Annotated in this window: 27 protein-coding genes and 1 tRNA gene; 16 read left to right on the plus strand and 12 right to left on the minus strand. The window is 60.5% G+C overall.

Going from position 1 to position 24745, the window contains the following annotated elements; all coding sequences use genetic code 11:
* The 15 genes from pheA (at window position 1) to radA (ending at window position 13638) form a co-directional block, all read left to right on the plus strand.
* Window positions 1-1068: a prephenate dehydratase gene (pheA, locus tag ABW22_RS13100; protein WP_059757458.1), complete on the plus strand. Its 1068-nt coding sequence runs from the start codon at window positions 1-3 to the stop codon at window positions 1066-1068.
* Window positions 1065-2159, plus strand: a complete 1095-nt coding sequence (gene hisC / locus ABW22_RS13105; protein ID WP_059757461.1) for a histidinol-phosphate transaminase — start codon at window positions 1065-1067, stop codon at window positions 2157-2159. The genes pheA and hisC overlap by 4 nt, the downstream gene beginning before the upstream one ends.
* Window positions 2156-3019: a prephenate dehydrogenase gene (locus tag ABW22_RS13110; protein WP_059757463.1), complete on the plus strand. Its 864-nt coding sequence runs from the start codon at window positions 2156-2158 to the stop codon at window positions 3017-3019. Before hisC ends, ABW22_RS13110 begins: the two co-directional genes overlap by 4 nt.
* Window positions 3019-4305 (plus strand): 3-phosphoshikimate 1-carboxyvinyltransferase, encoded by a 1287-nt coding sequence (aroA, locus tag ABW22_RS13115; RefSeq protein WP_059757466.1) that lies wholly within the window; start codon window positions 3019-3021, stop codon window positions 4303-4305. The genes ABW22_RS13110 and aroA overlap by 1 nt, the downstream gene beginning before the upstream one ends.
* Entirely contained in the window at window positions 4302-4979 is a 678-nt protein-coding gene (gene cmk / locus ABW22_RS13120) for a (d)CMP kinase (RefSeq protein WP_059757468.1), read from the plus strand. Before aroA ends, cmk begins: the two co-directional genes overlap by 4 nt.
* An 84-nt stretch (window positions 4980-5063) precedes the next feature.
* Entirely contained in the window at window positions 5064-6776 is a 1713-nt protein-coding gene (gene rpsA / locus ABW22_RS13125) for a 30S ribosomal protein S1 (RefSeq protein WP_059757471.1), read from the plus strand.
* A 3-nt stretch (window positions 6777-6779) separates the two neighbouring features.
* Window positions 6780-7064 (plus strand): integration host factor subunit beta, encoded by a 285-nt coding sequence (locus ABW22_RS13130; RefSeq protein ID WP_059757474.1) that lies wholly within the window; start codon window positions 6780-6782, stop codon window positions 7062-7064.
* A 113-nt stretch (window positions 7065-7177) separates the two neighbouring features.
* Window positions 7178-7465: a LapA family protein gene (locus ABW22_RS13135; RefSeq protein WP_059757719.1), complete on the plus strand. Its 288-nt coding sequence runs from the start codon at window positions 7178-7180 to the stop codon at window positions 7463-7465.
* Between the two features lie 6 nt (window positions 7466-7471).
* A complete protein-coding gene (gene lapB, locus ABW22_RS13140; RefSeq protein WP_059757476.1) occupies window positions 7472-8638 on the plus strand; it encodes a lipopolysaccharide assembly protein LapB in 1167 nt (388 codons plus the stop codon).
* A 59-nt stretch (window positions 8639-8697) separates the two neighbouring features.
* Complete coding sequence (pyrF, locus tag ABW22_RS13145; protein ID WP_059757479.1) at window positions 8698-9393, plus strand: orotidine-5'-phosphate decarboxylase; 696 nt, start codon at window positions 8698-8700, stop codon at window positions 9391-9393.
* Window positions 9394-9405: 12 nt separating this feature from the next.
* On the plus strand, window positions 9406-10728 hold the full coding sequence (locus tag ABW22_RS13150) for a UDP-glucose dehydrogenase family protein (RefSeq protein WP_059757481.1): 1323 nt from the start codon (window positions 9406-9408) through the stop codon (window positions 10726-10728).
* 3 nt (window positions 10729-10731) lie between these two features.
* Window positions 10732-11619, plus strand: a complete 888-nt coding sequence (gene cysM, locus ABW22_RS13155; protein WP_059757484.1) for a cysteine synthase CysM — start codon at window positions 10732-10734, stop codon at window positions 11617-11619.
* Between the two features lie 59 nt (window positions 11620-11678).
* Window positions 11679-11960: a CopG family ribbon-helix-helix protein gene (locus ABW22_RS13160; RefSeq protein WP_059757487.1), complete on the plus strand. Its 282-nt coding sequence runs from the start codon at window positions 11679-11681 to the stop codon at window positions 11958-11960.
* 3 nt (window positions 11961-11963) lie between these two features.
* The gene (locus ABW22_RS13165) at window positions 11964-12251 is read left to right on the plus strand and encodes a type II toxin-antitoxin system RelE/ParE family toxin (RefSeq protein ID WP_059757489.1); all 288 of its coding nucleotides are present in this window, start codon (window positions 11964-11966) and stop codon (window positions 12249-12251) included.
* 31 nt (window positions 12252-12282) lie between these two features.
* Window positions 12283-13638: a DNA repair protein RadA gene (gene radA / locus ABW22_RS13170; RefSeq protein ID WP_059757492.1), complete on the plus strand. Its 1356-nt coding sequence runs from the start codon at window positions 12283-12285 to the stop codon at window positions 13636-13638.
* Between the two features lie 47 nt (window positions 13639-13685).
* On the opposite strand, the gene ABW22_RS13175 is transcribed toward radA, so the two are convergent.
* The 8 genes from ABW22_RS13175 to ABW22_RS16885 all read right to left on the minus strand — a co-directional run bounded on the left by ABW22_RS13175 (window position 13686) and on the right by ABW22_RS16885 (window position 20168).
* Window positions 13686-14930: a hypothetical protein gene (locus tag ABW22_RS13175; RefSeq protein ID WP_059757495.1), complete on the minus strand. Its 1245-nt coding sequence runs from the start codon at window positions 14928-14930 to the stop codon at window positions 13686-13688.
* 11 nt (window positions 14931-14941) lie between these two features.
* A complete protein-coding gene (locus tag ABW22_RS13180) occupies window positions 14942-15691 on the minus strand; it encodes a hypothetical protein (protein WP_059757497.1) in 750 nt (249 codons plus the stop codon).
* 29 nt (window positions 15692-15720) lie between these two features.
* On the minus strand, window positions 15721-16173 hold the full coding sequence (locus tag ABW22_RS13185; protein ID WP_162264489.1) for a hypothetical protein: 453 nt from the start codon (window positions 16171-16173) through the stop codon (window positions 15721-15723).
* Window positions 16174-16256: 83 nt separating this feature from the next.
* Window positions 16257-16535, minus strand: coding sequence for a DnaJ domain-containing protein (locus ABW22_RS13190; protein ID WP_059757722.1), 279 nt, complete (start codon window positions 16533-16535; stop codon window positions 16257-16259).
* Between the two features lie 186 nt (window positions 16536-16721).
* Window positions 16722-18353: a peptide chain release factor 3 gene (locus tag ABW22_RS13195; protein ID WP_059757502.1), complete on the minus strand. Its 1632-nt coding sequence runs from the start codon at window positions 18351-18353 to the stop codon at window positions 16722-16724.
* A gap of 329 nt (window positions 18354-18682) precedes the next feature.
* Window positions 18683-19168 (minus strand): hypothetical protein, encoded by a 486-nt coding sequence (locus tag ABW22_RS13200; RefSeq protein WP_157648644.1) that lies wholly within the window; start codon window positions 19166-19168, stop codon window positions 18683-18685.
* Complete coding sequence (locus ABW22_RS17410; RefSeq protein WP_157648645.1) at window positions 19143-19856, minus strand: hypothetical protein; 714 nt, start codon at window positions 19854-19856, stop codon at window positions 19143-19145. The genes ABW22_RS13200 and ABW22_RS17410 overlap by 26 nt, the downstream gene beginning before the upstream one ends.
* Window positions 19857-20168, minus strand: coding sequence for a DUF4258 domain-containing protein (locus tag ABW22_RS16885; protein ID WP_082708819.1), 312 nt, complete (start codon window positions 20166-20168; stop codon window positions 19857-19859). It lies immediately after the preceding gene.
* A 339-nt stretch (window positions 20169-20507) separates the two neighbouring features.
* Here ABW22_RS16885 and ABW22_RS17415 point away from each other — a divergent pair, with 339 nt between their 5' ends.
* Window positions 20508-20678: a hypothetical protein gene (locus ABW22_RS17415; RefSeq protein WP_157648646.1), complete on the plus strand. Its 171-nt coding sequence runs from the start codon at window positions 20508-20510 to the stop codon at window positions 20676-20678.
* Here the strand turns inward: ABW22_RS17415 and ABW22_RS18270 are convergent.
* From ABW22_RS18270 to ABW22_RS13220, 4 genes are all read right to left on the minus strand, one after another.
* On the minus strand, window positions 20675-20890 hold the full coding sequence (locus ABW22_RS18270; RefSeq protein WP_059757507.1) for a Fic family protein: 216 nt from the start codon (window positions 20888-20890) through the stop codon (window positions 20675-20677). The genes ABW22_RS17415 and ABW22_RS18270 overlap by 4 nt on opposite strands.
* Window positions 20881-21303, minus strand: coding sequence for a Fic family protein (locus ABW22_RS18275; RefSeq protein WP_157648647.1), 423 nt, complete (start codon window positions 21301-21303; stop codon window positions 20881-20883). Before ABW22_RS18275 ends, ABW22_RS18270 begins: the two co-directional genes overlap by 10 nt.
* Window positions 21300-24494 carry a type ISP restriction/modification enzyme gene (locus ABW22_RS13215; RefSeq protein WP_059757513.1) on the minus strand — a complete coding sequence of 1065 codons (3195 nt, stop codon included), beginning with the start codon at window positions 24492-24494 and terminating at the stop codon, window positions 21300-21302. The genes ABW22_RS18275 and ABW22_RS13215 overlap by 4 nt, the downstream gene beginning before the upstream one ends.
* A 111-nt stretch (window positions 24495-24605) precedes the next feature.
* Window positions 24606-24682, minus strand: a tRNA-Arg gene (locus ABW22_RS13220).
* Window positions 24683-24745: the final 63 nt, after the last annotated feature.

The following is a 24745-nucleotide window of genomic DNA, read 5'->3' on the forward strand; positions in this document are numbered from 1 at the left end:
ATGGATGAAGGATTGAAGGCGCTGCGTGCGCGCATCGACAGCATCGACGACGCCATCCTGCAGCTGGTGTCGGAGCGGGCGGGCATCGCCCAGCAGGTCGGGCGCGCCAAGAATGGTGAAAAAATCTACCGTCCCGAGCGCGAGGCGCAGATCGTGCGGCGCCTGCGCGAAGCCAACCCCGGTCCGCTGTCGGGCGACACCATTGAGCGGCTGATCCGCGAAATCATGTCGGCGTGTCGCGCAGTGGAAGAAACCCCCCACGTTGCCTACCTGGGGCCCGTCGGCACCTTCAGCCAGCAGGCCGTGCACAAGCATTTCGGCCATGAGGTCGAGGCACTGGCCGAGACCGACATCGATGCCTGTTTTCAGGCGGTGGAAACCGGCCGCGCAGATTTTGCCCTGGTGCCGGTGGAAAACTCGACCGAGGGCGCGATCGGCCGCACGCTCGACCTCATCGTCGAAAGTACGCTGAAAATCTGCGGCGAGGTAATGCTGCCGATCCACCAGACCCTGATGCGCAAACATGGCGGCCTTGGCGGTATTCAGCGGGTGTATGGCCATGCGCAATCGCTCGCCCAGTGTCAGCAGTGGCTAAGCCGTCATCTTCCCAACGTCGAACGCGTGAGTGTGGTCAGCAATAGCGAAGGTGCGCGCCGCGCCGCAGCCGAGCCCGATGCCGCCACGCTGGGCTCGGAAACCGCCGCCGAACTGTATGGCCTGACGGTAGTGGAAAAGCGCGTCGAGGATGAGGCCAGCAACACCACACGTTTCCTGGTGCTGGGGCAAACCGATGCTGCGCCGTCCGGGCGCGACAAAACCTCGCTGGTGATGGGCGCGCACAACCAGCCGGGCGCGGTGGTCAAACTGCTGCAGCCGCTTGCCGATGCCGGCATTTCCATGAGCAAGCTCGAATCACGCCCGGCGCGTTCAAGCAACTGGGAATACCTGTTTTTCGTCGTTTGCGAAGGCCATCGCGAGGAGGCCAAACTGGCCGGCGCGCTGGCCGAAATCAAGGCGCGTGCTGCTTTCCTGAAAATTCTTGGCTCCTACCCCGCTGCCTCGTCATGAGCTGTTGTGATTTTGCTCCGTCGTACGTGCGCGGCATCGCCCCCTATCAACCCGGAAAACCCATCTCCGAACTCGCGCGCGAACTGGGGCTGAACGAAGCCGATATCGTCAAGCTGGCGTCGAACGAAAATCCGCTCGGCCCCAGCCCGTTGGCGCTGGCAGCGGCCCAGGATGCGCTGGTCGACATGGCGCTGTATCCCGACGGCGCCGGGTTTGCGCTGAAGGCGAAGCTGTCGGAAAAACTGGGCGTCGCACCCGGACAGATCGTGCTGGGCAACGGCTCCAACGACGTGCTGGACATGGCGGCGCGCACCTTCCTGGCGCGCTGCACCTCGTCGGTGTATGCGCAGCATGCCTTCGCGGTGTATCCGATTGCCACGCAGACCGTGGGCGCGCAGGGCATCGCGGTGGCGGCGAAGGATTACGGCCACGACCTCGCCGCGATGCGCGCGGCGATCCGCGACGACACCCGCGTGCTGTGGATCGCCAACCCCAACAATCCGACCGGCACCTTCCTGCCGTGGGCGGAGATCGAGGCCTTTCTCGAAACCGTGCCGCCGCAGGTGCTGGTGGTGCTGGACGAGGCCTACGGCGAATACCTGCCACATTCGGACCGCCTCGACACCGTAGCCTGGCTGGCACGTTTTCCCAATCTGCTCATCACCCGCACTTTTTCCAAGGCCTATGGCCTCGCCGGGCTGCGGGTGGGCTACGGAGTGGGGCATCCCGACGTGATCGATCTGCTGAACCGCGTGCGCCACCCCTTCAATGTCAATTTGCCCGCGCTCGCCGCCGCCGAGGCCGCGCTCGACGATGCCGAATTCCTCGCGCGCAGCTATGCGCTGAATGCCGCCGGCATGGCACAACTGGTGGCAGGGTTGGCAGATCTGAACATCGAAACTGTGCCGTCTAAAGGCAATTTCCTGCTGGCGAAAGTCGGCGACGCTGCGCGCATCAATGCCGAATTGCTGAAGCGCGGGGTCATCGTGCGTCCGGTCGCCAATTACGGCCTGCCTGAGTTTCTGCGCGTGTCGGTTGGCCTTGCCGGGCAGAACCTCCGTTTTCTCGACGCATTGAAAGCCTGCCCGTGATCGTCGACACGCTCGCCATCGTCGGTCCCGGCCTGATCGGCGGCTCCTTTTCATTGGCATTGAAACAGGCCGGCGCCGTGCGTGAGGTGCTGGGGGTCGGCCGCAATCCGGCGCGACTCACCGTTGCGCGCGAACTCGGCCTGATCGACCGCGCGGTCGATTGGGCCGAGGCTGGCCAGGCCGACTGCATCCTGCTGGCGCTGCCGGTGGGCGAGACCGAAGCCGTCCTGAAACTGCTTGCGCCGCATCTGAAGGCCGGCGCCATCGTCACTGACGCCGGAAGTACCAAGGCCAACGTGGTGGCGGCGGCCCGCGCGGCGCTCGGCGCGCGGGCCGCCGATTTCGTGCCCGGCCACCCGATTGCCGGATCCGAACAGAGCGGCCCCGGCGCCGCGCGCGCCGATCTGTACCAGGGCAAAAAAGTGGTGCTGACGCCGCAGGCCGATACCCGCGCCGCCGCGCTCGCCACCGTGCGGGCGCTGTGGGAAGCGGCCGGCGCGCAGGTCGAAATGCTGGAGGCCGCGCTGCACGACCGCGTGTTTGCCGCGGTGAGCCACCTGCCGCACCTGGCCGCGTTTGCGCTGGTGGATGAACTCGCACAGCGTGCCGACGGCGACACCTTCTTCCGCTTCGCTGCCAGCGGCTTCCGCGATTTCACCCGCATTGCCGGCAGCAGCCCCGAGATGTGGCGCGACATCGCGCTGGCGAACCGGGAGGCGCTGCTGACCGAGCTGGACGCCTATGTCGCGGCGCTGCAGTCGCTACGTGAGGCTGTGGCTGGGGAAGACGCCGAGGCATTGTTGACGCTGTTTTCACGCGCCCGCAACGCGCGTGAACACTGGATTGAGACTCAGGATTGATGGAATTTCTCGATTTGCCCGGATGCAGCGTGGCGCGCGGCACGGTGCGCCTGCCCGGCTCCAAAAGCATTTCCAACCGCGTGCTGCTGCTGGCGGCGCTGGCCGACGGCGTGACCGAGGTCCACGACCTGCTCGATTCCGACGACACGCGCCACATGCTGGCGGCGCTGCGCGCGCTGGGCGTCGGGGTCGAGGATTGCGGTAACCATCACTGGCGCATCAGCGGCATGGGCAGCGCGTTTCCAGTCAAGCGGACCGAATTGTTTCTGGGCAACGCGGGCACGGCATTCCGCCCGCTGACCGCTGCGCTGGCATTCTGTGGCGGCGACTATGTGTTGAAAGGCGTCGCGCGCATGCACGAGCGGCCGATCGGCGATCTGATCGACGCACTCAAACAGCTCGGCGCGCAGATTGATTACCTGGGCAAACCCGGGTTTCCACCGCTGCATATTCATCCGGCGACGCCGGCAGGCGACTGCGCCCAGGTGCGCGGAAACGTGTCGAGCCAGTTCCTCACCGGCCTGTTGATGGCGCTGCCGCTGCGGCAGAAAGCCACCACGGTCGAGGTGGTCGGCGAGCTGATTTCCAAGCCCTACATCGGCATCACGCTGGCGATGCTGCGCCGCTTCGGTGTGGCGGTGGCGCAGGACGGCTGGGCAAGTTTCACGGTGGCGGCCGATGCGCGCTATCGCAGCCCGGGCGAGATCCACGTCGAAGGCGATGCCTCGTCGGCCTCGTATTTCCTGGCGGCGGGCGCCATCGGCGGCGGCCCGGTGCGGGTGGAGGGCGTGGGCCAGGACAGCGTTCAGGGCGACGTGCGCTTTGCCGACGCCCTCGCGTTGATGGGCGCGCAGATCACGATGGGGCCGAACTGGATCGAGGCGCGTTCTCCCAAAGAGGGTCGCCTCAAAGCGATCGACCTCGACTGCAATCACATCCCCGACGCCGCGATGACGCTCGCGGTGGTGGCGCTGTTTGCCGACGGCGTCACCACGCTTCGAAACATCGCCAGCTGGCGGGTCAAGGAAACCGACCGCATCGCGGCGATGGCGACCGAACTGCGCAAGGTCGGCGCGACGGTGGAAGAGGGCGCGGACTTCATCCGCATCACCCCGCCGGAAACACTGATTCCGAACGCCATCATCGACACCTACGACGACCACCGCATGGCGATGTGCCTGTCGCTGGTGACGCTCGGCGGCGTGCCGGTGCGCATCAACGACCCGGCGTGCGTGAACAAGACCTTCCCGGCGTATTTCAAGGTTCTTGCGGAGATTGCCCAATGAACATTCCTGTCATCGCGATCGACGGCCCTTCGGCATCGGGCAAGGGCACCGTGGCCGAGCGCGTGGCGGCCACACTCGGCTTTCATTTCCTCGACAGCGGCGCGCTCTACCGGCTGACCGCGCTGTCTGCGATGAAGCACGGCGTGGCGCTGGACGACGAAGCGGGCGTGGCGGCGCTGGCGGTAAAGTTGCCGGCCAGCTTTCGCGACGGCGCGGTGTGGCTGGCAGAGGAGAATGTCACCGATGCCATCCGCGCCGAAGCGGTGGGTGACGGCGCCTCGAAAGTGGCGGCGCTGCCGGCGGTGCGCGCGGCGCTGCTCGACCGCCAGCGCGCCTATCGGCAGGCCCCCGGGCTGGTGGCCGACGGCCGCGATATGGGCACCGTGGTGTTCCCAGATGCGGTCGCCAAGGTCTTCCTCACCGCCAGTGCCGAAGCGCGCGCCGAGCGGCGGTATAAGCAGTTGATCGAAAAGGGGAACTCTGCTAATCTCGCCGCCCTTGTTGCTGATATGCAAGCGCGCGATGCGCGCGACACGGCCCGCGCCGTGGCGCCGCTCAAACCCGCCGCCGATGCGCTGTTGCTCGACACGACCCATATGGGCATCGAGACGGCGGTGCAGAAGGTGCTGGCGCACTATGATTTATGCAAGGCCCACAGCAAACAAGGTAATTGATGTAATGAGTCTCGTGTCAGTTCTGCGCCCGCAGGCTGGCGATGTGCAACTAACCCCGTCCTCACCGGCGGACTGAAGGTTTTAATGTCTACTGCTACCGCTCCCGCTTCGATGGAAAGCTTTGCCGACCTGTTCGAGGAATCCCTGGTTCACCAGGAAATGCGTCAGGGTGAAGTCATCACCGCTGAAATCATCGACATCGACAGCAATTTCGTGACGGTGAATGCCGGCCTTAAATCCGAGAGCCTGATTCCGATTGAAGAATTCAAGAACGATCTGGGCGAAATCGAAGCCAAGATCGGTGATTTTGTCGCGGTCGCCATCGAGTCGATCGAAGACGGCTTCGGTGCCACCAAGCTGTCGCGCGAGCGCGCCAAGAAACTGGCTGCATGGCTGGATCTGGAAGCCGCGATGAACGAAGGCCGCATCGTCACCGGCATGGTGCAGGGCAAGGTCAAGGGCGGCCTGACGGTGCTGGTGGGCGGCCTGCGTGCCTTCCTGCCGGGTTCGCTGGTGGACATGCGTCCGGTCAAGGACACCACGCCCTACGAATACAAGGAAATGGAATTCAAGGTCATCAAGCTCGACCGCAAGCGCAACAACGTCGTGGTGTCACGTCGTGCCGTGCTGGAAGAGACCATGGGTGCCGACCGCGAAGCGATGATGGAGAACCTGAAGGAAGGCTCCATCGTCAAAGGCGTGGTGAAAAACATCACCGACTACGGCGCGTTCGTGGACCTGGGCGGAATCGATGGCCTGCTGCACATCACCGACATGGCATGGCGCCGCGTCAAGCATCCGTCCGAAGTGGTGCACGTTGGCCAGGAACTGGAAGCCAAGATCCTGCGCTACGACACCGAGAAGAACCGCGTTTCGCTCGGCATCAAGCAGCTGGGTGACGATCCGTGGGTCGGCATCGCACGCCGCTACCCGCAGGGCACCCGCATGTTCGGCAAGGTCGCGAACCTGACCGACTACGGCGCGTTCGTCGAAATCGAAGAGGGCATCGAAGGCCTGGTGCACGTCTCCGAAATGGACTGGACCAACAAGAACGTCAGCCCTTCCAAGATCGTTCAGCTGGGCGACGAAGTCGAAGTCATGGTGCTCGATATCGACGAAGACAAGCGTCGCATCTCGCTCGGCATGAAGCAGTGCAAGTCGAACCCGTGGGAAGACTTCTCGATGAACCACAAGAAGGGCGACAAGGTCAGCGGCGCGATCAAGTCGATTACCGACTTTGGCGTGTTCATCGGCTTGCCGGGTGGCATTGATGGCCTGGTTCACCTGTCCGACCTGTCGTGGAACGTCCCCGCCGAAGAAGCCGTGCGCAACTTCCGCAAGGGCCAGGACGTGGAAGCCGTGGTGCTGGGCATCGACCTCGAGCGCGAGCGCATTTCGCTCGGCATCAAGCAGCTCGAAGGCGATCCGCTGACCAGTTACGCGACCGGCCACGAGAAGGGCAGCATCGTCAAGGGCACCATCAAGACCGTGGAAGCCAAGGGTGCCACCGTGCAGCTGGACAGCGACATGGAAGGCTACCTGCGCGCATCCGAGGTCTCGCGTGACCGTGTCGAAGACATGCGCACCCATTACAAGGAAGGCGATGAAATCGAAGCCATGATCATCAACGTCGATCGCAAGAACCGCGTGATCAACCTCTCGATCAAGGCCAAGGACATGACCGATCAGGATTCGGCGATGAAGAAACTTGCCGCAGACTCCTCAGCGGCCGCCACGGGTTCGACCAACCTCGGCGCGTTGCTGAAAGCCAAACTCGAAAACAAGAACGCCGAGTAATCCATGACCAAGTCCGAGCTGATTGCTCAACTGGCGGCGCGGCATTCGCAATTTTCGGTTGCGGATATCGAGATGGCGGTGAAGACGATTCTCGACGCGCTGGCGAAAAACCTGTCGCGTGGCGAGCGCATCGAAATCCGCGGTTTCGGCAGCTTCAGTCTGAGCTTCCGTCCCGCCCGTCTCGGGCGCAATCCCAAGTCGGGCGAGCGCGTGCAGGTGCCGGCAAAGTATGTGCCGCACTTCAAGGCAGGCAAGGAGTTGCGTGACCGGGTGGATTTTCCGCTCTGAGCGGGATCTCAGGTTGTTGAAAACGGCGCGTTGAGCGCCGTTTTCTTTTTCACCTGTGCTTTTTGAAATCAGCCCGCAACGGTAGAATGGACGCCAATCTGACGCAATCAACCATGAAAAATATCACACGTTATCTGGGGCTGGCGGCGAAACTGCTGCTGTTTTTGCTGGTGCTGGGCTTTGCCCTGAAAAACAGCCATAGCGCCACTTTCTACTCCTATCTGGGCTATGTGTGGCAGGCGCCGCTGATCGTCATGCTGGGGCTGGCGTTTGTACTGGGTGCGCTGACGGGGGTGTTGGCCTTGCTGCCCACCCAGATCCGCATGCGCCGTGAACTTGCCAAAAAATCACGGGCCGTTGATTCGGACACGATCATCCACACCGACATGCCTGTCGTGTAATCCGCCATGGAATTCGAATTCTGGTGGCTGCTGGCGTTTCCCCTGTTTTTTGTGCTGGGCTGGCTGGCGGCGCGGGTGGATATTCGGCAGGTGGTGACCGAATCGCGTGCGCTGCCCAATTCGTATTTCCGCGGGCTGAATTTTTTGCTCAACGAGCAGCCGGACAAGGCCATCGAAGCCTTTCTCGAAGTCGTCAAGCTCGAACCCCAAACCATCGACCTGCACTTTGCGCTGGGCGGCCTGTTTCGCCGCCGCGGCGAACTCGATCGCGCGATCCGCATGCACGAAAACCTGCTTGAACGCGAAGGCCTGGCCGAAGACCAGCGCCTGCGCGCGATGAGCGAACTGGGCCAGGATTACTTGAAGGCCGGGCTGCTCGACCGCGCCGAGCAGGTGTTCGGCAAGCTGCTGGAAACCCCGCAGCATGGGCAGGCGCGCACCTATCTTCTGGAAATCTACGTGCAGGAAAAAGACTGGCAAAAGGCCATCGACGCGGCGCGCATGCTGGAGAAGGACACCAGCAAGCCGCTCAATGCCGACATCGCTCACTTTTATTGCGAACTGGCGCTGCTGGAGGCGGCCAGGGGCAATCCCGACGCCGCGGCCGCCCATTTGCAGCAGGCGCTGGCCACTAATCGCCAGTCGGTGCGCGCCAACCTGATGGCGGGTGATCTCGACGCGGCGGCAGGGCGCCACGAAGCCGCGATTGCCGACTGGCGTCTGGTCGAAACGCAGAACACGTCGCACATGGCGCTGGTGGTCGATCGCGTGCTCGGCAGCTATCGCCAGTTGGGACGGCTGGCAGAAGGTGTGCAGTGGCTGCGTGCGCTGTATGCCCGGCAACCCTCGCAAGACGTGTTCAACGCCCTGTATCTGGCGGTGTCTGAAACCGAAGGCGCGGCGGCAGCCAGCCAGCTCGCGCGCGAGGAACTGCGGCGCAATCCGACCCTGCGCACGCTGGATCGCCTGCTGGAAGCCGAACTCATCAATGCCGAGCCGGAACAGCGCGAGTTGCTGCAGGTGGAAAAAAGCCTGGTGGCGTCGCACAGCCAGCGCATGATGCGCTACCAGTGCAGCAGTTGCGGATTCAAGGCCAAGCAGTTCTTCTGGCGCTGCCCGGCGTGCGGGCGGTGGGACAGTTTCGACCCCGAGCGGCGCGAGAGCGAGGGGTGAACCCCAGGGGGCAGGATTCAGGGATCAGGGATCAGGGATCAGGGATCAGGGAATAATGGATGACGCATAAAATCATTGTGGCGCTAGATTTCGCCGACGCGGCGTCAGCGCTGGCGCTGGTGGAGCGGTTCGATCCAGCGTTATGCCGGCTCAAGGTGGGCAAGGAGCTGTTTACCGTGGCGGGGCCGGAGCTGGTGCGGGCGCTGGTTGCGCGCGGTTTCGAGGTTTTTCTCGACCTGAAATTTCACGACATCCCCAACACCGTGGCTGCCGCGTGCCGCGCGGCAGCCGGACTGGGGGTGTGGATGCTGAATGTGCACGCGTCGGGCGGGCGCCGCATGATGACGGCGGCGCAGCAAGCGCTGGTAGATATGCCGCAGCGGCCGCTATTGATTGCGGTGACGGTGCTGACCAGCATGAGCGCCGAAGACCTGATCGAAGTCGGCGTTTCCGACGCGCCGGCCGACCAGGTGCTGCGACTGGCGCGCCTGTCGCAGGCCTGCAAGCTCGATGGGGTCGTCTGCTCGGCGCAGGAGGCTGCCATGCTGCGCGCCGATCTGGGCGGGGACTTTCGCCTGGTCACGCCAGGCATCCGCCCGGCGGGCTTGGATGCGGGTGATCAGCGCCGGGTGATGGCGCCGGCGGAAGCCTTGCGTGCCGGCGCGACCGACCTGGTGATCGGGCGCCCGATCACGACAGCGGCCGATCCACTGGCTGCGCTCAGACAGATTCAGTCCGACATACAAAATACCTAGGGAGAAGATGCTTTGAAAATCACGGTAATTGGAACGGGCTATGTGGGCCTGGTGACAGGAACCTGCCTGGCGGAAGTCGGCAACGAGGTGCTGTGCCTCGACCTCGATCAGAGCAAGATCGAAATGCTGAAAGCCGGCGGCATCCCGATTTACGAGCCGGGGCTGGAAGACATGGTGAAGCGCAACGTCGCCGCAGGCCGGCTGTCGTTCACCACCGACATCGAGGCGTCGGTGCGATTCGGCCAGATCCAGTTCATCGCCGTCGGCACGCCGCCCGACGAGGATGGCTCAGCCGACCTGCAGTACGTGGTGGCGGCGGCACGCAACATCGGCCACCACATGACCGACTACAAGCTGGTGGTCGACAAATCCACCGTGCCGGTCGGCACCGCCGACCGGGTGAAAGCCGCCCTGCAGGAAGAGCTGTCCAAACGCGGCGTAGCGATCGAATTCAACGTGGCGTCCAATCCAGAATTCCTGAAAGAGGGGGCGGCGGTGGACGATTTCATGAAGCCCGACCGTATCGTGATCGGCACCGACAGCGAGGACGCCACCGCGTTGCTGCGCCAGTTGTATGCGCCGTTCCAGCGCAATCATGATCGCCTGACGGTGATGGACGTGAAGAGCGCCGAACTCACCAAGTACGCCGCCAACGCCATGCTGGCGACGCGCATTTCCTTCATGAACGAACTCGCGGTGCTGGCCGAGAAACTCGGCGCCGACATCGAGCAGGTGCGCCACGGCATCGGCTCCGACCCGCGCATCGGCTACGACTTCCTGTATGCCGGCTGCGGCTACGGCGGTTCGTGCTTCCCCAAGGACGTGCAGGCGCTGCGCCGCACCGGTCAGGAAAATGGCATCCCGCTGCGCGTGCTCGATGCGGTGGAAGCAGCCAACGATGCGCAGAAGCAGATTCTGGTCAACAAGCTGACCGCAAAGCTGGGCACCGACCTCAAGGGCAAGCGCTTTGCCATGTGGGGGCTGGCGTTCAAGCCGAACACCGACGACATGCGCGAAGCACCCAGCCGCAGCATGCTCGAAGCGCTGTGGGCGATGGGCGCGAGCGTGTCGGCCTACGACCCGGCGGCGATGGAGGAAACCCGCCGCATCTACGGCGAGCGTGCCGACCTGCTGCTGGTCGACAGCCCGATGGATGCGCTGAAGGGCGCCGATGCGCTCTTGATCGTCACCGAGTGGAAAGTGTTCCGCAGCCCCAATTTTGACACCATGAAGGCGCTGCTGAAAGCCCCGCTGGTGTTCGACGGCCGCAATCTCTACGAGCCGCAGGCGATGCGCGAGATGGGTTTCGATTATTTGCCAATCGGACGCCAGTAAGGCATGTACAAGACCATCGAAGACTGTGTCGGCAACACGCCGCTGGTTCGCCTCAAGCGCATACCCGGCGAGACGTCGAACACTATCCTGGTCAAGCTCGAAGGCAACAACCCGGCGGGCTCGGTGAAGGACCGCCCGGCGCTGTCGATGATCGAACGGGCCGAGGCGCGCGGCGAGATCAAGCCCGGCGATACGCTGATCGAGGCCACCAGCGGCAACACCGGCATTGCGCTGGCGATGGCGGCGGCGATGCGCGGCTACAGGATGATCCTCATCATGCCCGAGCATCTGTCGATCGAGCGGCGCCAGACCATGCGCGCCTTCGGCGCCGAACTGCAGCTGGTGAGCAAGGAAGCTGGCATGGAAGGCGCGCGCGACCTGGCGGTTTCGATGGAAAAGCAGGGCATCGGCAAGATCCTCGACCAGTTCGCCAACCCCGACAATCCGGACGCGCACTACCGCACCACCGGCCCGGAAATCTGGCGCGACACCGAGGGCAGGATCACCCACTTCGTATCCAGCATGGGCACTACCGGCACCATCATGGGCTGCTCGCGCTACCTCAAGGAACAGAACCCGGCGATCCAGATCATCGGCGTGCAGCCGACCGAGGGCGCGCAAATCCCTGGCATCCGCAAATGGCCGGAAGCATACGTGCCGAAAATATGCGACCCCAGCCGCGTCGACCGCATGATCTACGTCTCCCAGCAGGACGCCGAGGAAACCACCCGGCGGCTGGCGCGCGAGGAAGGCATCTTCGCCGGTATTTCGTCCGGCGGCGCGCTGTGGGCGGCGCTGCAGCTGTCGAAGGAAGTCGAGAATGCCGTCATCGTCTCCATCGTCTGCGATCGCGGCGACCGCTATCTGTCCACCGGCGTGTTCCCGGCCTGAAATTGACGTTTTCCCTGTTCGGTGCTACTTTGGTAACACCTTGTTTATTGGGGAATGTCATGGCCGCTACCACCACGCTCAAACTGCCCGAACAGCTCAAAACCCGCATCGCTCCGCTGGCCGAGGCTGCTGGAAAGTCGCCCCATGCCTGGATGATCGAAGCACTGGAAGAACGTGTCGAGCAATCCGAGGCCTACACTGCCTTTGTCGCAGAGGCGCTGGAAGCAGAACAGGAGATGCTGCGGACAGGCGAAGCCTATGCAATGGAAGACGTGCACCAATATCTGTTGGATAAGCTCGACGGCAAACCCGTCAAACGTCCCAAACCGATCAAGATCTGATCGATGACGGCGGTCGTATATGCCCTGCAAGCACTCGACGACCTGGATCGGCTGGAAGATTTTCTGCTCGAAGTGGATGCGCCAGCCGCCAGACAAACCATTCCCCTTATCATTTCGGCGGTAGAAACCCTCCGCCTGCATCCCAATATCGGCAGGCGAAGCGGAAGCCAGCTGCGCGAACTTGTCATCTCGCGCGGAAAAACCGGTTACATCGCGCTGTATCGCTACAACGAAATTCGCGATGTCGTGATCGTGCTCGCCATTCGCCACCAACGTGAGGTCGGGCTGTGAACAGAAAATCGACGAGAAGAAGCAACGCCTGATGGCCAAAACCAAGACGATTTACACCTGCACAGAATGTGGCGGGCAATCACCCAAGTGGCAGGGGCAGTGCCCGGCTTGCAATGCCTGGAACACCCTGGTTGAAACCATCGCCGAGTCGGCCAAGCCGCGCTACCAGGCGCTGGCGGCGTCGAGCCAGGTGCAGATTTTGGGTGAAGTGGAGGGCGCCGAGGCGAGCCGGATTCCGACCACGCTCGGCGAGCTCGATCGCGTGCTGGGAGGCGGGCTGGTGGCAGGCGGCGTGGTGTTGATCGGCGGCGACCCCGGCATCGGCAAATCGACCCTGCTGTTGCAGGCGCTGGCGGTGCTGTCGCAAAGCCTGCCGACGCTCTACGTCAGCGGCGAAGAATCCGCGCAGCAACTGGCGCTGCGCGCGCGCCGCCTGCAATTGCCCGAAGCGTATCTGCCGGTGTTGCCGGAGATCCGACTCGAAGCGATTTTGAGCCACCTCGCCGCGATCAAGCCGGTCATCGCGGTGATCGATTCGATCCAGACCGTGTATTCCGAAACCCTGACCTCAGCCCCCGGCTCGGTGGCGCAGGTGCGCGAATGCGCGGCGCAGCTGACGCGCTATGCCAAGCAGAGCGGCTGCGCGATTCTGCTGGTCGGCCATGTCACCAAGGAAGGTGCGATCGCCGGCCCGCGCGTGCTCGAGCACATCGTCGACACCGTGCTGTATTTCGAGGGCGATACCGGGTCGAGTTTTCGCCTGGTGCGCGCGATCAAAAACCGCTTCGGCGCGGTGAATGAAATCGGCGTCTTCGCGATGACCGAGAAGGGCTTGAAAGGCGTGTCCAATCCTTCGGCCATCTTCCTGTCGCACCACGGCACGCCGGTGCCGGGCTCATGCGTGCTGGTCACGCAGGAAGGCACGCGCCCCTTGCTGGTCGAGATTCAGGCGCTGGTCGACAGCAGTCAGGCGCCCAACCCGCGCCGCCTGTCCGTCGGCCTGGAACAGAACCGGCTCGCCATGCTGCTCGCCGTGCTGCACCGCCATGCCGGCATCGCCTGTATGGATCAGGACGTGTTCGTCAACGCGGTGGGCGGGGTCAAGATCAGCGAGCCTGCGGCCGATCTCGCGGTGCTTGCGGCGATCGTGTCGTCGCTGAGAAGCCAGCCCCTGCCCGACAAGCTGGTGATGTTCGGCGAAGTCGGCCTGGCCGGCGAAATCCGCCCGGTGCAGCGCGGCCAGGAGCGCCTGAAGGAGGCCGCCAAGCTGGGCTTCACCCAGGCCATCGTGCCGGCCGCTAACCAGCCCAAGCAGAAGATCATGGGGATGACGATTCATCCCGTACATCGGCTGGACGAGGCGATTCGCTTATTCAGGGAAAGCTGAGGGCACCGGGGACAGGATTGATGTCACGCGATGGGCGCTCGCCCAGATTACCGTCTTCGCGCTTTCCAGGTGACACGGCAGGTTTTCCTCAGGTATTCGAGGGCACGCTCCATGTGGGCGTCTGGCCAGTTGGGGTCCAGATCGCTTAGCTGTTCTTCCGCTTCGGGCTTCAGCTCATCGTTCCAGAATTTCTGCAGTTCTTCGCGGATCGCTGCAGGCGCATGGTCATCGACGAACTTGATCACGGCCTGCGAATCAAAACCTCGGCTTCTGAAAATACTGATGACTTCCTTGGCTTCCCGCAGAAGCAGGGTGGTTTTGGGTGGCAGCCCGGTCGCAACGAAAAGAAACACCGTGGCCACGACTGTCGGGTCGTCAGCCTCGCCTTGCGTCACGCGATCCCATTCCCTGGCGACCAGGCGGTCGTATTCCCTGACGTCGTCGTCCACGCTCTCGCTGATGAAATAGTTTTCGCCAGCGTCGCTATACAGCAATTTATCAGCCGTGCTGGAGGCAGCGCGAATCTGCGGCAGATCCCTTTCGATGAAACGATCCATCGCACCTCGCGCAAGCCGCTGGAATTCCGTTGGTGCTTCCCTGAGAAACCCTTTCAGCCGGTTTTCATTTAGCCTGGCTTTCGGATGCTTGGCAGATTTGAACAAGCGGACGAATGCCGTGCGGGTCGGGAGCTTCAGTTCGGCTTGATCAACAAAAACAACCAGCATGGCGCTTCGGATCAGCGACTCGGCATCATCGATGTCGTCGCGGGAAACCCCCATTGTTTTTGCCAGCCACAACGAGAAATCGATCGTGTTCCGCATCTCCTGGCGAAGGCCTAGTTCGGACCGGTATTCAGCAAGGGGGATCGTGTCTGAAGCCGTTTTTTGGTCGAGATAGGCGCGTTGACCCTCGGCTGAAACCGGGCCGCGACCGATCAGCGTGCTGTCCGGCATCGCATGGAGCCGCTTGAGCATGTCCGAGCCGGCTTTGGAGTGCGACAGTAATGTCCTGTCGCGCAAGGACGCTGCGGCGATCTGCATGTCGCCACCCGACATGTCCTCGAGGTAGAGACTGACCAGATTCACCATCCGGTGCAGGGCGAGTTCAAGCTCCGGGCGTAGATGCGCCGTGCCGAAAAAGTGGGCAATCTGGACGATGCCCTTCGAGAATTCCTCCTGGAGGCTTTGCAGTCGCCCCGGCGTGATGATGTCCTGCGCAACGCCGTAACGCAGTGCCTTGTCAAAAAATGGCCGATTGTCGAAAGGCGCCAGTGCGGTGAAAGCGGTTGCCATGCGTCCAGCCCTTAAATTGCGGACTCTTCTTCGTCACCGGTCGCATCCACCGAACCCGAGGCCTCGGAAATCGAAGCCAGTTCGGCCAACTCCAGCATTTTTTGCGCACGGTCACGCAGTGTGATCATCACTTCCTCGAACGCATCGGTCAGCTCGTAGCGAAGCACCCATGCGGTTTCCATCCAGTCGCCGTCCGCGACTTCCGAGCGGGAAAGCACGGGCCGCGAATCTTCGATGAAGTTGCCAAAAGCCAGCCCATGATCGATCTCCTCGATTTTTTCCATGAGCCAGGTGGTGTGGATTTTGGGATCGGAATCAGGATTGATTTGCGGTGCAAAACTGCCGCTGGTGGCGAAACAAAACACCTCGTCGTAATGGTCGGCAAAGTAGTCAGCCAGCGTTTCGCTGCCCCCCTCAATGTCGGAGATGGCTTCGAGGTATTCGTGGACGGCATGATAATCACGGTGAATGACGGCATTCATCATGGCGCGCAGTCGCTCGCTCGTCCGGTCGCCGTACTTTTTTTCCAGGACAATCGAGCGGGCGAACTGCTCGGGCGTCACCAGCATATTCACCACGGATTCCCTGGACGAATCAAATTCGCGCATGACCGCAAGCAGGTCCTTGGGCTGCAACTCATCAAGGATGCTTACCAGCGCGTGATCGCCTTGCTCATCGGCAATGGTCGCGAGGGCGTTCTCGGCGCCGACGATATCGCCGGCAAGAATCAGCTGTGAGGATTTCAAAACAACCGGGTGCATGCTGTGTCCTTCTTTATGAATCATTGTGCCTAGCGATCCAGCGGATCGAATCCCTGTTCGGCGAGCCAGTCCGCGCCCGCCTCATTCAAGTCATCCGATCCGTCCTCATCGCCTTCTTCACCTTCGGCGCCCCCTTCTTTCTCGGTCTCTGGCTCAGGCATCGGCGCAGGAATCGAATCCTTGTTGCGCAGGAATTCCAGCGCAGCCGTGGCGACGAGAAAAACGTCGCCGCCCTGAACCTTCAGCGACGAATCGATCAGCGGCTTGGCCCAGGCTGAAACCGCCAGCTCGTTTTCAAGCTCTGCCCAGGCGAGGAAATCGGCATCCCCGGGTTCGCTCAACACGACCCGCTGCATGGTTTCCGGCGACCTGAAGTCAAAGGCGCCGTAGAAAACGACCGATACCATTTCCGGGCTGAATTCGATCATCGGCAGGATGGCATCAATCTCCCGGCGCTTCTCGTTCAAGCGCTTTTGCAGCACGGACTTGCCTTCGGAATCCGTCACCAGGTCGTCGACCTCTTCGATGTAGTTTTTGATGAGGTCCGAAAAATAACGCGATTTTTTCACTTAAGGGCTTCCTGGATGTATTTGCCCGACATGTCCCATGCGACAGGCAAAGGGTCTTCGATCAGGCTGCGTTGCCGATAGTCGTCGTAAGCCTTGCGGCGCGCTGCGTCGGAAAGCACTTCATAGGCTTCCTGGGCTTCTCTGAAGCGCGTCGGTGCATCCGGAGACTGGTTTTTGTCAGGGTGGTACTGTGCGGCCTTTTTCCGGTAAGCGGCCTTGATTAAATCCGTTGTTGCACTGGGCGATATGCCCAGTATTTGATAGTTGTCATGCATAAAAATCCTTGAGCTTAGGCACCGAGTTTCCCCCACGAACATGCGGACGGGGTCAGGTTTTCCCCATATTGACCGGCCGCGTTGGATGAACAAGCGGGCTGTTTGCGGCAATTATCCCGGCAGGCTGATCCCGGCAGGTGCGCGCTTGCTGGATAGCTCCCCGGGCTTCCGCTACGTTCCCGCGCCCTAACTCATCAGCTGGCCGTGTTCGCGCGTGTCGTGGAATGCGACTTTGGGCCAGCGTTCCTGTGCCAGCATCAGGTTCACCCGCGTGTCCGCCAGATAGACCAGGTTGCCATCGACGTCCCTGGCCAGTTTGAGTGTGTTGGCCTTGGTAAATTCCGCCAGGTGCTGGGCGTCCGGGCAGGTGACCCAGCGCGCAGTGTAGATGCCGGCGTTCTCGAAGCTGGCGTCGACGCCGTACTCGGTCTTCAGGCGATGGGCGACGACTTCGAACTGCAGCTGGCCGACCGCGCCGATCAGCAGGGTGTTGTCGGCAAACGGCTCGAACACCTGCACAGCGCCTTCCTCACCGAGTTCCAGCAAACCCTTGTTCAGCTGCTTGGCGCGCAGCGGGTCGCGCAGGCGCGGGCGGCTGAACAGTTCGGGGGCGAAGTAGGGAATGCCCTTGAACTGCAGCGCCTCACCTTCGGTGAGGGTGTCGCCGATATGCAGCTGGCCGTGGTTGTGGATGCCGATGATGTCACCCGCGACGGCGTCTTCCATGCGGGTGCGCTCGTTGGCCATGAAGACCACGGCGTTGGCGATTTTCATCTCCTTGCCGGTGCGGCGGTGGCGCACTTTCATGTTGGGGCTGTAGCGCCCCGAGCAGACGCGGAAAAAGGCGATGCGGTCGCGGTGCTGCGGGTCCATGTTGGCCTGGATCTTGAACACGAAGCCGGTGAACTTCGGTTCGGTGGGGTCGACCACGCGCTCGACCGCCTCGCGCGGCTGTGGCGGCGGCGCCCAGTCGGACAGCGCGCGCAGCACTTCGCGCACGCCGAAGTTGTTGATCCCGGAACCGAAAAACACCGGCGACTGCCTGCCCTTGAGAAACGCATCAAGATCGAAGCTGTCGCCGGCGCCGCGCACCAGCTCGATTTCCGACAGCAGGGTGTCGGCTTCGAGCGGGAAGCGTTCCTTCAGGGCGGCCTCGCCCAGCCCCTGCAGCGATTCGAACTGCTGGTTGGCGTTTTCTTCTCCCGCCTTGAAGCGCAAAATTTCGTTGTTGAGCAGGTGGTACACGCCCTGAAAGCGCTTGCCCATGCCGATCGGCCAGGTCACCGGCGCGCAGTGGATTTTAAGGATCGACTCGATCTCGTCCAGCAGTTCCAGCGGCTCGCGCACCTCGCGGTCCATCTTGTTGATGAAGGTGATGATGGGCGTGTCGCGCAGGCGGCACACCTCCAGCAGCTTGATCGTCTGTTCCTCCACGCCCTTGGCGGCGTCGACCACCATGATGGCGGCATCCACCGCGGTCAGCACGCGATAGGTGTCCTCGGAAAAGTCCTTGTGGCCGGGGGTGTCGAGCAGGTTGAACACGCAGCCGCCGTGGGAGAACTGCATGACCGAGCTCGCCACCGAAATGCCGCGCTCGCGCTCGACCTCCATCCAGTCGGAGGTGGCATAGCGGCCGCTCTTGCGCGCCTTGACCGTGCCAGCCATCTGGATCGCGCCGCCGAACAGCAGCAGCTTCTCGGTCAGCGTGGTCTTACCGGCGTCGGGGTGCGAGATGATGGCGAAGGTGCGGCGTTTCTTGACGTCGCGCGCCAAGGCGGGATCGCCGGTTTGCGCCGGCGCGGTGAGAGTGGATTCCATCAGGGAGGGTAAAGCGGTAAACACCAATCCGGCATTTTACCGGAGACCCGGTCACTTTACCCGTACGCGGACACTCAGGTTGAAACTGGGTGAGGGATTCCCGGAAGAGGCATCGCTGTCCGGGCTTCCTGTGAGTTGAACCCACAGCCGGATCAAAACCGCCGTTGGGCACCTATGGCCCGGGGATGAAATTCAGGGTGTAGTCGGAAAAAGAAAAAAGCCCGGTCAAATGACCGAGCTTTTAATGTGTGGTGCGCTGGAAGAGATGAATCGGGGCACTGGGACGTCGTATTTAGGCTGTTCTGAATGGGTTAGCACTATTACACGAGCTATTCTGCAGGAATTTGTTTCTCGATCTCAGGCCCATCAAACGTCTGAGGTCTTGGTAAGCTAACGCCTCGCAAGCCCATTTCCAATAAAGTGCTTTCGGCCCTACGAAGCGCGATGTCATGAACAACTCCTAAATACGGAGAGAGGGCCTCGCTTGGTACATTTAGCCAGTCATCAAAACCTACCCAAGATATCAGGGAGAATTGAACTTCGTGTTTAGCCTCGTAATCGACTAATTTTTTTTCCGCCTCGGAAACCGTAAGCCGTACTTCGAAGTTGATCGCGACATTGAGCAGAGTAGGGGCCTCGGGATTGTCCAATCCAATTTCAAATTGGCTACCAGTTTCGGCACGCAACTCGATCTTTTTGGGTTCTTTGCTTGGCTGTGCAGGTGCGGACGTTGCGCGTTCATTGACGAGCCGGACTTGCAAGGGCCTTGCATTGATGAACGCCTGTCCCTTAATGGTAGGGCTTGGAGTACTCATCTGGATTTCCTTGAAGGTATGAGGGTGGTATTAAAGTTGATGTCGGCGTAATGAATGTTTTTAGGGCCGTCGCCATTGAGAATGGTTGGCTGCCAAATTCCTCAAATAAGATAATTGGTTTATCGCTGACAAAACCAGTCAGAGTTACCAGCTCGCTTTCGATGATCCTATAAATCGGGACGCCAGCCGGAAGCACTGCAACACTGCTTGCATGGGCCTCAGTGGCTGATGTTTTCAAGGGATGATGGAAATCGAAGTTCCATCCTTTTTCCGTAAGTGTTAAATAGATCACACTTGGTAAAGGGGGCGCTGATCCATCAACGAAGCTAAGCACTTCTTTAATACTTAATGCATTATCAAAACGCGCAGCAAATCGCATCCTAATCGTTAGATCTACATACATTGGTACGGTCTCTGACGATTTTTCCCACCGAGCAACGGTTTGCGCATCTCTGTCGACCATTTTCCCAAACGACGCTTGGGTGATTTCTAGGCCACGCCTTAGAAAGCGTAAATCGGACCCGCGCAAAGAAGTTGGTCTGCGAAGGACCAGTCGACGAATGCAATGCTCGAGTTCATCTTCACGTTCATATTCCCGCGCAAGGCCATCCTCGGTATCGAGTTCGTGGTAACCATTTACTAAGCGCAGTTGTGTAAATGCAAAATGTGGGTAAGTAATCATGGCCATTTAGTTTGAAACATCGATGACGGAAATGACAACAACATTTTTTTCTGGATAGAGGCAAGCAGCTACTGCTATTGCATCGCCGTCTATATGTGCTTTCATCGTAAATTTGTACCCGATTGGACCGGACCTAATTGGAATCGTCGGAGGTTCGGTGAAAAATCCCAAGAGCAGGCAATCCTTAACTTGGCTGCGGTCGAAGCCTCGCTGGGCGAGACGCTCTTCCGCGTGGGTTGTCCAAGCGATCTTTCCACGTCTAACAAGCCGTCGCAATTCATCTAAAACTTCATTTTTTGATAGAGAAGCGCTTGGCATTGTATAGCTGTTTCAACAATTGTAGTTGTTCATCTATCAAAATGATAGGTCTTGGAGGTGGGGCCGTCGTTCCCCCCCCGTTCAAGTAACACGGGGTCGTGGATACGTCTGTCTCCAATTTACCAGCAAATGTACCGGTGTTGTTTAGGCAAAATATTGCACGACCAAAAATCACTGTAGTCTGGCTTGGCAATCCTCGACTACGGCCCCGCACAAGAGCATCGCCTTTGTGCCAATTAAATCAGCACAGTCTGGCGTGCCAGTCTGTAGCCTCGCCTTGCAAGTGCGCAAGCGTTTGCGACGGTTGAATAATCGCCCCAGGTTCCATATAGTGCGTACATGGCTCCTAAATCCTTGCTCCAGCAGAATCCCCATTTGCGCAATAAGCAGGACTACCAGCGCGCATTGCGCACTAACGTGCTTTCTTCTACGGCGATTGAAGGTGTGAAAAAAGCAGCGGAACGCGCGCTGCCCCCTGCTGCTGACAAGCAGCCAGCAAAAGCCCGCTAATTGCTGGCCTGCACCACCCGCCTGAAAATCTCCCGCATCGGTTCGTAGTTCCTGTCCATTCCAGCCTGCACCGCAGCAAAGTAAGCCTCGCGCTGCTTGCCTTTGATCACGCCAAAATTGAGTAGCGGCAGTCCTGCCTGCAATGCCATCAACGTGGACAGCAAGCGCGACACGCGCCCGTTCCCCTCACGGAATGGATGGATCAGCACCACTTCTGCGTAATCGCCAACGCCTCCAATACCTTTTCTGGATCATCGAATGTGCAAGGCGTGTAACGCGCCAGCACATCCCGTTCAAACTCCTGCATCAAACGCGGTACTTGAGGGGACATCGCAAACGGAAAACCGCCCTTGCTGATATTGACCTGGCGGTATTCTCCGGCCCATTCATACAGAGCACCCAGCCATTGTTTATGCCACTGGCAAATATCGGCTGCGGTGAAACGCTGCTCGGCGGTAACGTGGCGAATCGCCCAATCGGTTGCCTCGGCCAGTGTTGTGGCTTCTAGCGCATCCATTGCGCGCTTGCCGCGGATGCCTTGCAAATTCCTCAGGACACGCCCGCGCGAACCTGGTTCAAACTGATCTTCGGTGAGGTGCCCGGTGTCGTAGCGGGAGGGCGTCATTGGATCGGCCACTTGGTAATGGCTTGGTCGATCGCGGCTTGCAGGCGGATGGTCTCTGCCAGTGCCGCCATCACCTGCTGGTAATGGGTCAGGTCGTCATAGTTTAGCTGGCGCCCCTTGCGGTCTTTCAGCCACTTGTACGCCACCTGGTAGCCGCCGACGTGAAAACTCCAGACCGCGTCCGGCACCCCTTCGAAGTATTGCTCGGCGTTGATGTACACCCGGCCATCGGCGTAGCGCACCGTCTCCACCTTGTTGTCGCCCGCAACCGGATAGCGGCAGATCGCCGGGGCGGCGGTTTCCATCAGGTGCAGCGCCACCAGTTGCTGGCCCAGCGCGCACAGGCTGCGGAACAGCTTGGCGTCGGATGTCAGCGGCAGGCGCGGGAAATCGATTTTCAGAAAACCGGCATAACGGCTGCGGTAAGTCGGTGAATGAAACACCGCATAGGCGTAGTGGAAGCAGTCCTCCGGTGTGGGCGTGGAGCCCAGTTGATCGGTGAGTGCGGCGAGAAAGGCGGGTGACAGGTTGGGGCTGCGGCTGTCGCCGTTGCCCTCATCGAAAAGATCGCTTTTGTGAGCGTTGGGGTAGAGGTAGAGCGGTAACGTATAACCGCGTTCAGCTGTTTTGTTTGAAACATAACAATCGTCTGTTATCAGATTGGTTGCCATGATGTGTGCCCAATCCTGTATTGAAATCTGACGGCAGAGATGGAATCCAACATTCTTTCCCGTCAGCATATGCCGCATTACTTCGCCACGTGGCATGCAATGAAAGCCTCTTGAATTTCCTGTGTGGTAAGTGTTGCGCACGTCGAATGGTCGGTAGAGGATGGGAGCTAGCCTGGTTTCGTTCGGGCCGCTCGCTCGCAGATCGGCTTGCGCCAGCGATACTTTCCAGTCGCGTGCGTCCTTGCCCAGTGCATATTTTTCGCGCGCATCCTCGGGCGGCAGCGCGGCAAAATCCTTCACGGTCTGCCAGGCATCGTCGCGGTTCCAGTGAATGGTGAGCGCGTCGCGCGCGGTGACGATGCCGACGCTGTTGACCGGCATGATGTCGGTGATTTTCCAGCCCTGCTCGTATTCGGCGCGCAGGGTCTCGTCCTGCGGCACGAACAGGTAGAACGGCGCCTGCGGCTGGAGGGTGCGCCATGTCGTGGATTTCAGGTCGCACTCGGCGAGCCACCGGTATTTGCCTTCGCGCTCGCCGAACAGGTCGGCGTGGCGCACGGTGGCACCCTCACCCCCAGCCCCTCTCCCCGAGGGCGAGGGGAGTCTTTTGACGAAGATGCCGATGGCGACGCCCTGCTGGATGTCGAACACGTTTTCGTCCTTGCCGCCGTCCGGCGCCTTTTCCATCTTCTTGCTGTTGCCGTGCAGGTCGAGCAGGTAGATGTCGTCGAAGCTGTGCATCAGGCTTTGGCGCATGCCGCGAAAGGTCGGGTTGTCCAGGTAGCCGTGATTGGTGACGAAGGCCAGCACGCCGTAGCCGGTCTGCTCGATGCGCCACTGGGCGAAGCGGATGAATTTCACGTAGTCGTCGTTGAGCCATTTGGGATTGCGCTCGCCCAGTGGTCCGCCATCCACTTCGAAGTAGTTGCCTGTTTTTTGATTGGTGGCCCGGTCATTGCCGCGAAGCAAGCCGGCGATCCATTCGCCCGTGTTGGCGGAGTGTCCTGAGTAGGGCGGGTTGCCCAGCACCACCATGATGGGCGAATCCCGTTTAACAGTTGCTGCGCTATTGGCTTCCTCGGCCAGCCACTGGGTAAACAGAGGCAGGCCTGTCATTTCGTGTGCTTCTTCCAGCGTGTTGGTGAGGTAGACACGCAGTCGCTCATCGGCTTCGAAGTCGTAGCCTGATTCCTTCAGCTGCAAGCCCAGCTTCATGTGTGCTACGGCATAGGGTGCCATCAGCAGCTCAAACCCATAAATCCTTGGCAACAGGTGCTCAGCTACATAACCCGGCCACATCCCTGCGTTGCCAGTGAAAGTGGCTCGGATGTGTTCGACGACGCTGTAAAGGAATGTCCCCGTACCGGTGGCCGGGTCGAGAATTTGAACCTTGTGGGTTTCGACGGTGACGAATTCAGTCTTGCCTGTCTTCTTGGCCCTTATCGGGCACTTGATCTTGATCTTGGTTGCATCAGCCAAGCCCTTTGCCAGTTTGAAATCGCTTTTCAGCAGGTGATCCACGCTACGCACGATATACGACACCACGGGTTCTGGCGTGTAGTAGACGCCGCGCGCCTCGCGCATCTTCGCGTCATAGTGCCCCAGGAAGGTCTCGTAGAAATGAACGACGGGGTCTTCCTGCCGTGTATGGCGACCAAAATCCTTGAGGATTGCGCCAATATCGCTTCTGGCCAGCAGTTCTGCGAGGTCGTCAACCGCCCATACGATGCGGTCGTCCAGTTCAGGGCCTGCAACGTGCCCGAACATTTTGCGCAGGAACGGATTGGTTTTTGGTAGATCGTAGGCAGCATGAGCACGTGTGAAACGTTCCGCAGAGGGGGCGTTGCAACGTGCAGCAAACAGTCCGTAACAAATAGTTTGTGCGTACATGTCGCCAAACTGTTCGGGTGTCATGTCGTTTAACAGCACCTTTTGGAATGCTTGCATTTGCTGGTGAAGCGACCCTTCATCCCCTTCGTCTGCAAATGTCTTGCTGATGATTGAGCGTATTAGCCGCGCCATTGCGGCCATACGGATGGCCAGGTCGCGCGGGTTGTTGATGACGGGGATATCGGCATTGAGAAAGCTATCCAGCAGCCGACCGAGTTGTTCAGTTGCATCGGGGAGAAGTTTCAGCTTGCCGGTTTTGTCGGCTTTGGCTAGTTTGACCGTGAGCCGGTGCTCACCCGCGACGTACCAGCGGAATTCCAGATAGTCGGTCAGGATCAGGTTGGCCAGGCTTTCGCGGTATCGCTTTAGCTGCTCGCCGGATTCGATGCTATCCAGGGGGACACCGACATCCTTGGCCTCGATATAGCCCAGCGGAATGGTGCCGCGCGTGACAATGTAATCGGGTGCGCCGCACTTGATCCGCCGGGGTTCGTTGGTGGCAGTGATGCCCGCTGCAATCTGCTCGATCAATGCTTTGAGCGCGGGCCGGTGGGTGTGCTCGGTGGCATTGCCTGCCCTGATCGCCTGTTCAATGCCGGAAAGATAGGATTTGAGCGCCGCAGGGTTCATGCGGCGAGTTTATAGTATCGGAGCGTGACAGGTGAAACCCGCTCGCGATGGATGTGAAATCCAGGCAGGGAAAAGAAAAAAGCCCGGTCAAATGACCGAGCTTTTAATGTGTGGTGCGCCGGAAGGGATTCGAACCCCTGACCCCTTGGTTCGTAGCCAAGTACTCTATCCAGCTGAGCTACCGGCGCTTTGAAGGTTGCGAATTATACGCAGTTTTTTACATTTTTTTGCATCAATGGCAGATGCAATCA

Origin of the sequence: Thiobacillus denitrificans (genome assembly GCF_001530125.1) — a bacterium.
In the GTDB taxonomy this organism is placed as follows: Bacteria; Pseudomonadota; Gammaproteobacteria; order Burkholderiales; family Thiobacillaceae; genus Thiobacillus; species Thiobacillus denitrificans_C.